This is a genomic window from Citrobacter sp. CK185, from assembly GCF_030333565.1.
GTDB classification, from domain to species: domain Bacteria; phylum Pseudomonadota; class Gammaproteobacteria; order Enterobacterales; family Enterobacteriaceae; genus Citrobacter_B; species Citrobacter_B koseri.
Genome location: NZ_JAOWFR010000016.1, coordinates 33,756 through 47,132 on the forward strand (window position 1 = coordinate 33,756; position 13,377 = coordinate 47,132).

Annotated in this window: 12 protein-coding genes; 4 read left to right on the plus strand and 8 right to left on the minus strand. The window is 56.0% G+C overall.

Translation table 11 applies throughout. The annotated features are described in order from the left end of the window. Window positions 1-60: 60 nt before the first annotated feature. On the minus strand, window positions 61-387 hold the full coding sequence (locus OGV79_RS03530) for a cupin domain-containing protein (protein ID WP_047461492.1): 327 nt from the start codon (window positions 385-387) through the stop codon (window positions 61-63). A gap of 142 nt (window positions 388-529) precedes the next feature. Here OGV79_RS03530 and OGV79_RS03535 point away from each other — a divergent pair, with 142 nt between their 5' ends. Continuing rightward, a complete protein-coding gene (locus OGV79_RS03535) occupies window positions 530-1,222 on the plus strand; it encodes an aspartate/glutamate racemase (RefSeq protein WP_058668045.1) in 693 nt (230 codons plus the stop codon). Here OGV79_RS03535 and OGV79_RS03540 read toward each other — a convergent pair. Continuing rightward, window positions 1,209-2,144, minus strand: coding sequence for a LysR family transcriptional regulator (locus OGV79_RS03540; RefSeq protein ID WP_012134960.1), 936 nt, complete (start codon window positions 2,142-2,144; stop codon window positions 1,209-1,211). The genes OGV79_RS03535 and OGV79_RS03540 overlap by 14 nt on opposite strands. Before the next feature lie 124 nt (window positions 2,145-2,268). Between OGV79_RS03540 and lysA the strand changes: the two genes are divergently transcribed. Continuing rightward, on the plus strand, window positions 2,269-3,531 hold the full coding sequence (gene lysA, locus OGV79_RS03545; RefSeq protein ID WP_286467605.1) for a diaminopimelate decarboxylase: 1,263 nt from the start codon (window positions 2,269-2,271) through the stop codon (window positions 3,529-3,531). Window positions 3,532-3,776: 245 nt separating this feature from the next. Here the strand turns inward: lysA and OGV79_RS03550 are convergent, their stop codons facing one another. Then, window positions 3,777-4,796 (minus strand): LacI family DNA-binding transcriptional regulator, encoded by a 1,020-nt coding sequence (locus tag OGV79_RS03550; protein ID WP_047461502.1) that lies wholly within the window; start codon window positions 4,794-4,796, stop codon window positions 3,777-3,779. A gap of 13 nt (window positions 4,797-4,809) precedes the next feature. Further along, window positions 4,810-5,838, minus strand: a complete 1,029-nt coding sequence (galR, locus tag OGV79_RS03555) for an HTH-type transcriptional regulator GalR (protein WP_012134956.1) — start codon at window positions 5,836-5,838, stop codon at window positions 4,810-4,812. A gap of 592 nt (window positions 5,839-6,430) precedes the next feature. On the opposite strand from galR, the gene aas reads away from it, so the two are divergent. Further along, on the plus strand, window positions 6,431-8,590 hold the full coding sequence (gene aas, locus OGV79_RS03560) for a bifunctional acyl-ACP--phospholipid O-acyltransferase/long-chain-fatty-acid--ACP ligase (RefSeq protein ID WP_047461507.1): 2,160 nt from the start codon (window positions 6,431-6,433) through the stop codon (window positions 8,588-8,590). After that, window positions 8,583-9,779 (plus strand): lysophospholipid transporter LplT, encoded by a 1,197-nt coding sequence (lplT, locus tag OGV79_RS03565; protein WP_114848289.1) that lies wholly within the window; start codon window positions 8,583-8,585, stop codon window positions 9,777-9,779. The genes aas and lplT overlap by 8 nt, the downstream gene beginning before the upstream one ends. A gap of 408 nt (window positions 9,780-10,187) precedes the next feature. Here the strand turns inward: lplT and OGV79_RS03570 are convergent, their stop codons facing one another. The 4 genes from OGV79_RS03570 to mutH all read right to left on the minus strand — a co-directional run bounded on the left by OGV79_RS03570 (window position 10,188) and on the right by mutH (window position 13,197). Then, window positions 10,188-11,228, minus strand: coding sequence for an NADP(H)-dependent aldo-keto reductase (locus tag OGV79_RS03570; protein ID WP_115625871.1), 1,041 nt, complete (start codon window positions 11,226-11,228; stop codon window positions 10,188-10,190). Between the two features lie 119 nt (window positions 11,229-11,347). Then, window positions 11,348-11,566: a lipoprotein YgdR gene (gene ygdR, locus OGV79_RS03575; protein ID WP_012134951.1), complete on the minus strand. Its 219-nt coding sequence runs from the start codon at window positions 11,564-11,566 to the stop codon at window positions 11,348-11,350. Between the two features lie 146 nt (window positions 11,567-11,712). Continuing rightward, complete coding sequence (locus OGV79_RS03580; protein ID WP_012134949.1) at window positions 11,713-12,426, minus strand: TerC family protein; 714 nt, start codon at window positions 12,424-12,426, stop codon at window positions 11,713-11,715. Window positions 12,427-12,504: 78 nt separating this feature from the next. Beyond that, a complete protein-coding gene (gene mutH, locus OGV79_RS03585) occupies window positions 12,505-13,197 on the minus strand; it encodes a DNA mismatch repair endonuclease MutH (protein ID WP_112001587.1) in 693 nt (230 codons plus the stop codon). Window positions 13,198-13,377 lie beyond the last annotated feature (180 nt).

The following is a 13,377-nucleotide window of genomic DNA, read 5'->3' on the forward strand; positions in this document are numbered from 1 at the left end:
CGGTGAGGCGATAACATCCGGCCTGCGCAGGGGTTCCTGTACAGGCCGGATGCGTATGGCTTACGCGTTGAGGAAATCTTCGCGTACTGGCGTGAAGGTATCCAGCAGTGTTCCCGGTTGTAAACACACGCAGCCATGCATGATATTGGGCTGTTTATATAGCGTATCGCCGGCGCGCACCACATGCTTTTCTTCACCAATAGTAAACTCAAATTCACCAGACAAAACGTAAGTCAGCTGTTCATGAGGATGATTGTGCAACGGCCCGATTGCGCCTTTTTCGAAATTTACCTCTACCGCCATCATGTTACCGTCGTGAGCCAGAATACGCCGGGTAACGCCATTTCCCAGATCCTCAAGCGTCGTCTCATTATGAAAAATAAACATGCGGTGATCCTGTTATTTATTGAAACAATGTTTCAACTAAATTAGTTCATACCGGGGGAAAAGAAAATGGCAGACCAAATGAACTGGAAACTTGATCACAAGTTTGCTTCACTGCTGTCATCAAGGTGAGAAGGAGAAGGTAATGAAAACGATTGGACTGCTGGGCGGCATGAGTTGGGAATCGACGATCCCCTATTACCGTTTGATTAATGAAGGAATCAAAGCACGCCTGGGCGGTTTGCATTCCGCCAGCCTGTTGCTGCATAGCGTTGATTTCCATGAAATTGAAGAGTGTCAGCGCCAGGGCGAGTGGGATAAAACGGGAGATATTCTGGCGCAGGCCGCACTGGGTTTGCAGCAGGCGGGCGCAGAAGCGATAGTGCTGTGTACTAATACCATGCATAAAGTGGCGGAGACGATTGAGTCGCGCTGTTCACTGCCGTTTTTACATATTGCGGATGCGACAGGGCGGGCGATTGCGCGCAAAAACATGACGCGCGTGGCGCTACTGGGGACGCGCTACACGATGGAGCAGGATTTTTATCGCGGGCGTCTGGAGCAGCGGTTTGCGATTGAAACCCTGGTGCCGGAAACTGACGACCGCGCGCAGATCAACCAGATAATCTTTGACGAACTGTGCCTCGGCGAGTTTAGCGAACGCTCCCGCCAGTATTATTTGCAGGTGATCGAACGTCTGGCGGCGCAGGGCGCTCAGGGCGTGATTTTCGGCTGTACCGAGATTGGGTTGCTGGTGCCGGAAGCGCAGAGCGCGCTGCCGGTGTTTGATACTGCGGCGATCCATGCGGCTGACGCCGTGGAATTTATGCTTTCGTAACCGGCTCCAGAATGGCCTCCAGCGGATCGACAAGACGCGGAAGGCTGGTTTGCAGGTGCTCGCTGAACGCATCCACCAGCGCGGATGATGGCCGGTGCAGCGGGCGGATCAGACTGACGGTAAACGGAACGTCGACACTGAACCGCCGCACGGTCACTCCGCTGGCGGCATAATCCAGCGCGGTGAGCGGGTTAACCACCGAGAGCCCGGCGCCCGCGCGCACCATCGCGCAAACCGACGCCGCGCTGTGGGTTTCCACGACCATCCGGCGTTTAACCTGGTGTTCGTTAAACAGCGCATCCAGCAGCTGGCGATAGCTGTCGGTGCGCGACAGGCTGATGTAATTCTCTCCCTGAAAGTCGCCCGGCGTCAGCACGGATTTGGTCGCCAGCGGGTGGCCGGGCGGCAGCACGCACACTTCATTTAGCGTCAACAACGCGGTGCGTTCGGTGCCTGCCGGGGTATGCAACGTCTCCGTCAGGCCGAGGTCGTGGCGTTGAGCGGAAAGCCACTCTTCCAGCAGCGGCGACTCCTGCGGCACGATGTTCAGGCTGACATCAGGATAGCGGGCGAGAAACGGTTGCAGCAGCGTGGGTAAAAAGGACTGGGAGAAGACGGGCAGGCAGACAATCGACAGCTCGCCCTGGCGAAATTCACGCAGGCTCTCCGCCGCGTTTACAATGCGATCCAGCCCATACCAGGAACGCTGCACCTCTTCGAATAGCCGTAATCCTTGCACCGTCGGGTGCAGGCGTCCGCGCGTGCGCTCAAACAGTTTAAGACCCAATACTTTTTCGAACCGCGCCAGCTCCCGGCTGACGGTGGGCTGCGAGGTATGCAGCAGGCGCGCCGCTTCGGTCAGGTTTCCGGCGGTCATCACGGCATGAAAGATTTCAATGTGGCGCAGGTTCACGGCTGCCATCGTTGGCTTTCCCCTCAGTGGATATTATCTATATCATTTTTGCATAGACTCGCCATAAAACGATATTTTTTATTCCCTTCAGTTTGTGGCGTAATCATAAAAAATGTCTTGCCCGGAGCCTGCTATGCCACATTCACTGAATTGCACTGATACTGACCTCAACGCTGAAAATCTGCTCAGACTACCGGCGGAATTCGGCTGCCCGGTATGGGTCTATGACGCGCAGATTATTCGCCGTCAGATCGCGGCCCTGCAACAGTTTGATGTGGTGCGCTTTGCGCAAAAGGCCTGCTCGAATATTCATATTTTACGCCTGATGCGTGAGCAGGGCGTAAAGGTGGATTCCGTCTCGCTGGGTGAAATTGAGCGCGCGCTGGCGGCGGGATACGATCCGCAAAACCACCCTGATGATATTGTCTTCACGGCTGATGTCATTGACGCCGCCACGCTGGCCCGCGTCAGCGAACTGCGCATTCCGGTGAATGCCGGGTCGGTGGATATGCTGGATCAGCTGGGGCAGGTTTCGCCGGGTCATCGCGTCTGGCTGCGTATCAATCCCGGTTTTGGTCACGGGCACAGCCAGAAAACCAATACCGGCGGCGAGAACAGCAAACACGGCATCTGGCATACCGATCTGCCTGCCGCGCTGGCGGTGATGCAGCGCCATCGGCTTCAGCTTGTTGGGATCCACATGCACATTGGTTCCGGCGTTGATTACGGTCATCTGGAGCAGGTGTGCGGTGCGATGGTGCGCCAGGTTATCGATTTTGGGCAGGATCTGGAGGCGATTTCGGCGGGAGGCGGGCTGTCGATCCCTTATCACGAGGGAGAAGAGACGGTCGATACGCAGCATTACTTCGGACTGTGGAACGCCGCCCGCGAGCAAATCGCTCGCCATCTGGGGCATCGGGTGAAGCTGGAAATTGAACCGGGACGTTTTCTGGTGGCGCAATCCGGCGTGCTGGTGACGCAGGTACGCAGCGTGAAAGAGATGGGGCGCCGTCATTTTGTGCTGGTGGATGCCGGTTTCAACGACCTGATGCGCCCGGCAATGTACGGCAGCTACCACCATATTACGGCGCTGGCGGCGGACGGTCGCTCGCTTGAACATGCGCCGCTGCTGGACACCGTGGTGGCGGGGCCGTTGTGCGAATCTGGCGATGTCTTTACGCAGCAGGAAGGCGGTAACGTGGAAACGCGTGCGCTGCCTGCGGTCGCGCCGGGGGATTACCTGGTTCTGCACGATACCGGCGCGTACGGCGCGTCCATGTCATCAAATTACAACAGCCGACCGCTGCTGCCGGAAGTGCTGTTTGATAACGGTAAAGCGCGATTGATTCGCCGCCGCCAGACGATTGAAGAGTTGCTGGCGCTGGAAGTTTTTTAACCGGCAGTCTGGATAAGGTTCCTTTGCCTGATGGCGCTACGCTTATCAGGCCTACAGACGGTGCTATATCACAGGCCGGATAAGGCGCCTTTGCCTGATGGCGCTACGCTTATCAGGCCTACAGACGGTGCTATATCACAGGCCGGATAAGGCGCCTTTGCCTGATGGCGCTACGCTTATCAGGCCTACAGACGGCGCAATATCGTAGGCCGGATAAGGCGCTTGCGCCGCCATCCGGCAAACCATCAGCAATCCGACTGAAAAAATGGCCCGGTGGTCACTGAATCACGCAGCACTAATGTTCCTGTAAACGGCGGGATCGGCTCCAGCTCCTCGCCGCTCGCCAGCCGAATCGCCTGATCGATTGCGGTGGTAATCATACTGTCGATCGGCAGATAAACGGTGGACAGCGCCGGTTCCAGCCACTTCGCGCTGGGCGCGTCATCGAAGCCAAACAGCGAAATATCCTGCGGTATTCGCAGCCCGGCCTGATGCAGCGCCTTTGATGCGCCAAGCGCCATATCGTCGTTACAGGCAAAGAGCGCGGTAAAGGCGATCCCTTCCTCCAGCAGTTCACGGCACGCTTCGTACCCGCGTGTCATACTGGAGTCGCCGTATTTCACTTTCGCCGGGTCCCAGGCGATCCCGTTTTTCTCCAGCGCCTTGCGGTAGCCCGTCAGACGGGATTTTCCCGTTGGCGTGTGATTCGGTACGGTAATGCAGGCGATATCCCGATGGCCTTGTGAGATCAGGTAATCCACCGCCTGAAACGCGGCATCTTCCTGTTCAAAGAATATGGCGCGATCGCGGGCCAGACTGACATCGCGGTTGATCACGACCAGCGGCGTCTCTATGGTATTAATCAACGAGATGATCGTTTTTTCGCTCATATAGCGGGTATAGAGAATGATCGCGTCGCACTGCCTGTCGGCCAGCATTTGCACCGCCTCTTGCTCGCGTTCCGGCGTGTCATGACCATCGGTCACGATAAGCTGCTTACCGTGCGACTCCGTCTGGCGTGACGCCTGTTGCAGCAAACGCCCGAAGTAAAATCCGTCAAAGGTCGAGACAACAAGCCCAATGCTGTTACTGGTGCGGTTCGCCAGCGATCGCGCCAAAAAATTGGGTCGGTAATCTAACGCCTGCATCGCTTTGAAGACTTTCTGGCGCGTGCTCTCTTTCACCTGTCCCGTTCCGTTCAGCACGCGAGAAACCGTCGCTTTTGATACGCCCGCGCGACGTGAAACATCCAGCATTGTTGTCATGACGCTATCCTGATTAATCGTTTGACGAAGAATTCCCGGTTTCCGACGGCGTCGAAACGGAATGCCGACGTACCAGAGTAGGGCTAAAGACATGGGTGATTTCGGGTACAGGCCGTTTTTCCGCCAGCGCGAGCGCCAGTTCGGCGGCCTGGGTCGCCATGGTCACGATCGGGTAGCGTACCGTGGTCAGACGTGGACGCACGTAGCGCGAGACCAGCACATCATCGAAACCAATCAGTGAAATTTCGCCCGGCACGTCAATACCGTTGTCATTTAATACGCCCATTGCGCCTGCGGCCATCGAATCGTTGTAACAGGCGATCGCCGTGAAGTTTCTTCCGCGACCTAACAGTTCGGTCATTGCCTGTTCACCGCCGCTCTCATCCGGTTCACCGAACGTGACCAGCCTGTCGTTAGCCGGAATATGGCTCTCTTCCAGCGCGTCGTAATAACCCTTGAGCCGGTCTTCCGCATCAGAAATCGAATGGTTGGAACAGATATAGCCGATGCGGGTATGGCCCTGCTGAATTAAGTGACGCGTTGCCAGCCAGGCGCCGTAACGGTCATCTAACGCCACGCAGCGCTGCTCAAACCCAGGCAGGATGCGGTTAATCAGCACCATGCCAGGCATCTGTTTCATTAATGACGCCAGGTCCGCGTCCGGGATCATCTTGGCGTGTACGACTAACGCCGCGCAACGATGGCGGATCAGTTGTTCAATCGCCTGATGCTCTTTTTGTTCATTGTGGTAGCCGTTGCCAATCAGTAAGAAATTACCGGTGTGGTAGGCCACCTGCTCGACCGCTTTAACCATCGCGCCAAAGAAAGGGTCGGAGACATCCCCCACGACTAAACCAATTGTCTCCGTGGATTGCTGCGCCAGCGCTCGCGCATTGGCGTTGGGGTGATAGCTGAGCGATTCCATCGCGCTGGTGACCGCGAGGCGGGATGCTTCGCTGGCTTTCGGGGAATCATTAATAACGCGAGAAACGGTGGCGACTGAAACACCAGCCAGTCGGGCTACATCCTTTATGGTCGCCATGACAGTACCTATAGTGGGTAAACGCTTACATTTCGTCAGTGTTACGGAAAATGGCTATCTGTTCAAGCAGATTGCCTGACGGGAACGCGCAAATGTGAGCGCACGCCGGGGAAGTAAGACAGAAAAGGGAGAATGCAAACCTTTGGTTACACTTTGCGAAGCGCTGTTGCGATTGTTCGCTGGTGAGGGCGTCGGGCGGATTGCTAGAGTTGAGATCCCAGAGGTATTGATAGGTGAAATCAGCTTTCGGGTTGATCACAAGAATTACACCAACCTGCGCATCATGTGCAGGTTTTTTTTGCGCTTACACCAATCTGTAACAGTAACCGATAATTTACACAACTCGTTGCATTTGTGTTCATTCCTTTGCGTTTTGCTGGTGGCGCGCAGCGTCGCCGGAGACCACAATCAAGATCCCAGAGGTATTGATTGGTGAGATTATTCGGTACGCTCTTCGTACCTGTCTCTTGCACCAACCTGCGCGGATGCGCAGGTTTTTTTTCGTCCTTCCATTTACCTGTCGCGCCTGTTCCCCATCTCGTATAATCTGCAACCATGCATCTTTACCGAACTGTGAGCAAAGGGAGTTGACATGCTTTTTGGATTTTTTCGCAACCTGTTCCGCGTGCTTTATCGTGTACGCGTCACCGGGGATGCCAGGGCGCTACAGGGTGAGCGCATCCTGATCACGCCAAACCATGTCTCTTTTATCGACGGTATTTTACTCGCCCTGTTTTTACCGGTTCGCCCTGTTTTCGCGGTCTATTCCTCTATCAGCCAGCAATGGTATATGCGCTGGTTAAAGTCGCTGATTGATTTTGTGCCGCTCGACCCGACGAAGCCGATGGCGATTAAGCACCTGGTACGCCTGGTAGAGCAGGGCCGCCCGGTGGTTATCTTCCCGGAAGGGCGAATTTCGGTGAGCGGTTCGTTGATGAAAATCTACGACGGCGCCGGGTTTGTGGCGGCGAAGTCTGGCGCAACGGTGGTGCCGGTTCGTATTGAAGGCGCAGAGCTTACGTACTTTAGCCGCCTGAAAGGTCTGGTAAAACAGCGCTTTTTCCCGCGCATTCACCTGCATATCCTGCCGCCTACCCATCTGCCGATGCCGGAGGCGCCGCGAGCGCGCGAGCGCCGCAAACTGGCCGGAGAAATGCTGCATCAAATTATGATGGAAGCGCGCATGGCGGTGCGCCCGCGTGAAACGCTGTATGAATCACTGTTAGCTGCGCAGTACCGCTACGGGGCGGGTAAAAACTGTGTTGAAGATATTAACTTCACGCCGGACACTTATCGCAAATTGCTGACAAAAACGCTGTTTGTCGGCCGCATTCTGGAAAAATACAGCGCGCAGGGCGAAAACATCGGCCTGATGCTGCCAAACGCGGCCATCAGCGCCGCCGTCATTTTTGGCGCGGTTTCTCGTGGCCGTATCCCGGCGATGATGAACTACACGGCGGGTGTGAAAGGGTTGACCAGCGCCATTACCGCTGCGGAGATCAAAACCGTATTCACCTCCCGTCAGTTTCTTGAGAAAGGCAAGCTCTGGCATCTGCCGGAGCAACTGACGCAGGTTCGCTGGATTTATCTCGAAGATTTAAAAGCTGATGTGACGCTCGCCGATAAGCTCTGGATTTTTGCACATCTGCTGATGCCGCGCCTGGCGCAGGTCAAACAGCGGCCGGAAGAGGCGGCAATGATCCTCTTTACATCCGGTTCGGAAGGGCACCCGAAAGGCGTGGTGCACAGCCATAAAAGCCTTCTGGCGAACGTTGAGCAGATAAAAACCATTGCCGATTTCACGGCGAACGACCGCTTTATGTCAGCGCTGCCGCTGTTCCACTCCTTCGGTCTGACCGTCGGCCTGTTGACGCCGCTGCTGACCGGCGCTGAGGTGTTTCTCTATCCCAGCCCGTTGCACTATCGCATTGTGCCGGAGCTGGTCTATGACCGGAACTGCACGGTGCTGTTTGGCACGTCGACGTTTCTGGGCAACTACGCGCGGTTTGCCAACCCGTATGATTTCTATCGTCTGCGCTATGTCGTCGCCGGCGCGGAAAAATTGCAGGACAGCACCCGACAGCTCTGGCAGGACAAATTCGGCCTGCGCGTTCTGGAAGGTTACGGCGTGACCGAATGCGCGCCGGTCGTGTCGATTAACGTACCGATGGCGGCGAAGCCGGGCACCGTTGGGCGCATTTTGCCAGGCATGGATGCGCGCTTGCTGGCGGTTCCAGGCATTGATGACGGCGGGCGTCTGCAACTCAAAGGGCCTAATATCATGAACGGCTACCTGCGGGTTGAAAAACCGGGCGTGCTGGAAGCGCCTGCGGCGGAAAATGCGCTGGGCGACGTTGAACAGGGCTGGTACGACACGGGCGATATTGTGCGTTTCGATGAAAACGGTTTTGTGCAGATCCAGGGGCGAGCGAAGCGCTTTGCGAAAATCGCCGGAGAGATGGTTTCGCTGGAGATGGTCGAACAGCTGGCGCTGGGCGTCTCGCCAGATAAAATGCACGCCACGGCGATTAAAAGCGACGCCAGCAAGGGCGAAGCGCTGGTGCTGTTCACGACAGACGGCGAGCTGACGCGTGAAAGCCTGCTGCAATATGCCCGCACACACGGCATTCCTGAACTTGCCGTACCGCGTGATATCCGCTATCTGAAACAACTTCCGTTACTGGGCAGCGGCAAGCCGGACTTTGTGACGCTGAAAAGCTGGGTTGATGAACCGGAAAAACAACATGCGTGAGTCAGTACATACTAACACTTCGATCTGGTCGAAAGGGATGATGTCGGTTATCGCCGCGCAGTTTCTCTCTGCGTTTGGCGATAACGCGCTGTTGTTCGCGACGCTGGCGTTGCTGAAGGCGCAGTTCTACCCGGACTGGAGCCAGCCGATCCTGCAAATGGTGTTTGTAGGCGCTTACATTCTTTTTGCTCCCTTTGTCGGGCAGGTGGCGGACAGCTTTGCCAAAGGTCGGGTGATGATGTTCGCCAACGGCCTGAAACTGTTGGGCGCTGCGAGCATCTGTTTTGGTTTTAATCCCTTTGTCGGCTATACGCTGGTGGGGATTGGCGCGGCGGCTTACTCTCCGGCGAAATATGGCATTCTTGGCGAGCTGACCACGGGCGACAAACTGGTGAAAGCCAATGGTCTGATGGAAGCCTCCACCATTGCCGCGATTCTGCTGGGATCGGTGGCAGGCGGCGTACTGGCAGACTGGCATGTGATTGCGGCGCTGGTCGCCTGTGCGTTGGCCTATGCGGGCGCAGTCGTCGCTAACCTTTTTATTCCGAAACTTGCGGCGGCGCGGCCAGGCCAGTCCTGGCATTTGCGTAAGATGGTGCGCAGCTTCTTCTGCGCCTGCATGTCGCTCTGGCGTAACGGGGAGACGCGTTTCTCGCTGGTTGGCACCAGCCTTTTTTGGGGCGCGGGCGTCACGCTGCGTTTTCTGCTGGTGCTGTGGGTGCCGGTAGCGCTGGGAATTACCGATAACGCCACGCCGACTTACCTGAACGCAATGGTGGCGATCGGTATTGTTGTGGGCGCAGGTGCTGCGGCGAAGCTGGTTACGCTGGAGACGGTTGCGCGTTGTATGCCTGCGGGTATTCTGATTGGCGTGGTGGTGCTGATTTTTTCTTTGCAACACGCGTTGCTTCCGGCCTATGCGCTGTTGACGCTTATTGGCGTGCTGGGCGGCTTTTTCGTGGTGCCGCTCAATGCGTTATTGCAGGAGCGCGGCAAGAAAAGCGTCGGCGCGGGCAACGCGATTGCGGTACAGAACCTGGGGGAGAACAGCGCGATGCTGTTGATGCTGGGTCTCTATTCGCTGGCCGTACTGGTGGACATTCCGGTCGTGGCGATCGGCATTGGTTTTGGCGGGCTGTTTGCGCTGGCGATTGCGGCGCTGTGGATTTGGCAGCGCCGCCAGATGTGATTGTTGCGCCGTCTGTAGGCCTGATAAGCGCAGCGCCATCAGGCAGAAGCGCCGGATGGCGGCACAGGTGCCTTATCCGGCCTACGGTATGGTGCTGTCGGTAGGCCTGATAAGCGTAGCGCCATCAGGCAGAGGAGCCGGATGGCGGCGCAGGCGCCTTATCCGGCCTACGGTATGGTGCTGTCGGTAGGCCTGATAAGCGCAGCGCCATCAGGCAAAGGTGCCGGATGGCGGCACAGTGCCTTATCCGGCCTACGGTATGGTGCTGCCGGTAGGCCTGATAAGCGTAGCGCCATCAGGCAGAAGTGCCGGATGGCGGCACAGGTGCCTTATCCGGCCTACGGGTATGGTGCTGTCGGTAGGCCTGATAAGCGTAGCGCCATCAGGCAGAAGCGCCGGATGAACGCATTACGGTGCCGGGTAGGTATAAACCTGATGCACCGCTTCGATCTCCGCCAGCACCTCTTCGCTTAACTCCAGATGCAAACTCTCAACGTTGGTTTTTAACTGCGCCATCGTCGTTGCGCCCAACAGGGTGCTGGCGACGAACGGCTGACGACGCACAAACGCCAGCGCCATCTGGGCCGGATCGAGGTTGTGGCGTCTGGCGATGTCGACGTAGGCCGCAACCGCCTTTTGCGCCTGCTCGCCGCTGTAGCGCGTAAAGCGGCTAAACAGGGTGTTGCGCGCGCCGGCGGGTTTGGCGCCATTCAGATATTTACCGGTCAACGTACCGAATGCCAGGCAAGAGTAGGCCAGCAGCTCGACGCCTTCATACTGGCTGACTTCCGCTAATCCCACCTCATAACTGCGGTTCAGCAGGCTGTAAGGGTTCTGGATAGTAACAATGCGCGGCAGGTCATGTTTATCCGCCAGATGCAGATAGCGCATGACGCCGAAGGCCGTTTCGTTAGAGACGCCGATGTAGCGAATTTTGCCCGCGCGCTGGAACTCCGTCAGCGCGTCCAGCGTTTCGAGCAGCGTGACAACCGGTGTCGAATCCGTCCAGCTGTAGCCCAGCTTGCCGAAGCAGTTGGTCGGGCGCTGCGGCCAGTGAACCTGATACAGATCCAGATAGTCGGTTTGCAGGCGTTTGAGGCTGTCGTGTAAGGCCTCACGGATATTTTTACGATCCAGCGCCTGATTGGGGCGAATTCCGCTGTCGTTATTACGCGATGGGCCGCTTACCTTGGAAGCGATAACCAGCTTCTCACGGCTGCCGTGTTTAGCAAGCCAGTTACCGACATAGGTTTCTGTTAGCCCCTGGGTTTCCGGGCGTGGAGGCACCGGATACATTTCGGCGACGTCGATCAGGTTAATGCCCTGATCCACGGCGTAATCGAGCTGTGCATGTGCGTCGGCTTCGCTGTTTTGTTCACCAAACGTCATTGTGCCCAGCCCCAGTGTACTTATTTCAAGCGAGCTGTGGGGTATACGGTGATAGTGCATAGCCGTTTCCTTCTTATTATGAAGTCAGTAAATCCCGACAAAGGAATATAAAAATGGCAGAGGGAAGAGAAAAGGGAAAGAGAAAATTCTAAGGCCAGCAGGGCTGCTGACCTCAACAATTAGCGTTCAATGATCTGAGAGACTTCGTCACGATTGATTTGCATCGCGTTGCCTTGCTGATCGTGGTAGCTCACCAGACCCGTATCATCGTCAATTTCTGGTTTACCGTCGGTCAGAATCATCCGACCATCTTTGGTCGCCATTACATAATCGCTGCTACATCCAGAAACAGCAAAAGCCAGTCCTACAGCGGAAATCACAACTGCCCATTTTTTCATCCATTTATCCTCACGTGGCCTGCGTCTGATAATAGTCTAGTAATAACCTGAAGTTATGTCTGATAAAAGCAGTAAAATCTTAAACTGTGAGGAACGGGAGAGGCATTGCGGGTATTCGCTCCCCTTACAGGGAGCGAAAGAGTGAATCAGAGAGGGTTCTTTTTATTACGCATCAGGTTCAGGCTCTCTACCGCGATAGAGAAGAACATGGCGAAGTAGATGTACCCTTTCGGAACGTGTACATCGAAACTTTCCAGAATCAGGGTAAAGCCGACCAGAATCAGGAAAGAGAGCGCCAGCATTTTTACGGAAGGGTGGCGGTCAACAAACTCGCCGATAGGACGCGCCGCGAACATCATCACGCCGACGGCAATCACAACTGCCGCCATCATGATAAACAGATGATCCGAGAGGCCCACCGCCGTGATGACGGAATCAAGGCTGAAAATAATATCCAGCATCATGATCTGGACAATTGCGCCCAGGAAGGAGGAGACGCGCGTTTTCAGCCCTTCTTCCTCGCCTTCAATCGATTCGTGAATCTCTTTACTGGCTTTCCAGATCAGGAACAACCCACCCAGCAGCAGGATCAGATCGCGGGCGGAAATCGCTTCGCCGAAAATCTCGAACAGCGGGTTTGTCAGGCGTGTGACCCAGGCGATAGAAGCCAGCAAAGCCAGACGCATCACCATCGCCGCCGCCAGCCCAAGGCGTCGGGCGTGATTCCGTTGCGCTGTAGGAAGTTTCGCCACCACCAGAGAGAGGAAAATAATATTGTCGATCCCAAGAACGATCTCCAGCAGCGTCAGCGTACCGAGCGCGAGCCAGGCGTTAGGATCGGTTACCCATGCAAATAACATCGAACAAAGTCCTGCCAAAAAAAAGAAGCGCTAATTATAGGCGCGCAATGCGGCAGGTGAAAGTCCAGTCTGTGCCTGTTAGCCCTGTAACAGGAAATGGCGGGCCAGCAGCGTGCGAGTGAAGTTCTTTTTCAGATAAAAGCCGCGCGGCAACGTCAGAATGGTCTCTCCCTGCGCGCCAATTGCTTCGGTAAGGGCTTTGGCATTCGCCGCTTTTGGCCGCAGTTGTAAAAATTCGCCATGCCGGGCGGTGATCCGCTCAACCTGACCCAGCACAATCATGTCCATCAACTCTTCCCAGTCGAGGCGAAGCTGCTGATCTTCTTCTTCATTTGGGCTCCACAACAGTGGGGAACCGACGCGCCGATCGGCTAACGGAATACTGCGCTCCCCCTCTACGGGAACCCATAACACACGTTTTAATTTGTGGCGGACGTGACTTGTTTCCCACGTCACGCCGCTGTTGCCGGTTAGCGGCGCGACGCAGACAAACGTGGTTTCCAGCGGGCGGCCAAGGCTATCGACGGGAATGGTTTTCAGCTCCACGCCAAGCGCGGCGAAATCTTGTTCCGGTTTGCTACCGGCGCTGGCGCCGAGCCAGATCTCCAGCAGCACGCCAATCCAGCCTTTATCCCGTTTCAAATCTTTGGGGGCCACTAAACCGGCCAGCGCCGCCAGTTCGCCCAGCGAGTAACCTGAAAGCTGCTGCGCCTGGGCAAGCAAAAGGGCTTCAGATGCTGGCGGAGAAAGTAGCGGGCGGAGTCCGGGCATGACGTTATACCTTAGGCGAAAAAGTGAACAATGATTTTATACCGTATGAACAGAGTTTAACGATTTCCACACGCGATGTTCAATCGCATGATTTATATTGGTTTTTAGGATCTGATTCTGCAAGTTGCGCAACAGAGCAATGGGTTTTCCAAATCTGGTCACTGAAAATAAACAGGATCT

Coding starts and splice junctions, on each gene's coding strand:
- ygdR (WP_012134951.1), bottom strand. CDS start 11,566: ATGAAAAAATGGGCAGTTGTGATTTCCGCTGTAGGACTGGCTTTTGCT.
- OGV79_RS03530 (WP_047461492.1), bottom strand. CDS start 387: ATGTTTATTTTTCATAATGAGACGACGCTTGAGGATCTGGGAAATGGC.
- mutH (WP_112001587.1), bottom strand. CDS start 13,197: ATGCCCGGACTCCGCCCGCTACTTTCTCCGCCAGCATCTGAAGCCCTT.
- OGV79_RS03535 (WP_058668045.1), top strand. CDS start 530: ATGAAAACGATTGGACTGCTGGGCGGCATGAGTTGGGAATCGACGATC.
- OGV79_RS03540 (WP_012134960.1), bottom strand. CDS start 2,144: ATGGCAGCCGTGAACCTGCGCCACATTGAAATCTTTCATGCCGTGATG.
- OGV79_RS03550 (WP_047461502.1), bottom strand. CDS start 4,796: ATGACAACAATGCTGGATGTTTCACGTCGCGCGGGCGTATCAAAAGCG.
- galR (WP_012134956.1), bottom strand. CDS start 5,838: ATGGCGACCATAAAGGATGTAGCCCGACTGGCTGGTGTTTCAGTCGCC.
- OGV79_RS03570 (WP_115625871.1), bottom strand. CDS start 11,228: ATGCACTATCACCGTATACCCCACAGCTCGCTTGAAATAAGTACACTG.
- aas (WP_047461507.1), top strand. CDS start 6,431: ATGCTTTTTGGATTTTTTCGCAACCTGTTCCGCGTGCTTTATCGTGTA.
- OGV79_RS03580 (WP_012134949.1), bottom strand. CDS start 12,426: ATGTTATTTGCATGGGTAACCGATCCTAACGCCTGGCTCGCGCTCGGT.
- lysA (WP_286467605.1), top strand. CDS start 2,269: ATGCCACATTCACTGAATTGCACTGATACTGACCTCAACGCTGAAAAT.
- lplT (WP_114848289.1), top strand. CDS start 8,583: ATGCGTGAGTCAGTACATACTAACACTTCGATCTGGTCGAAAGGGATG.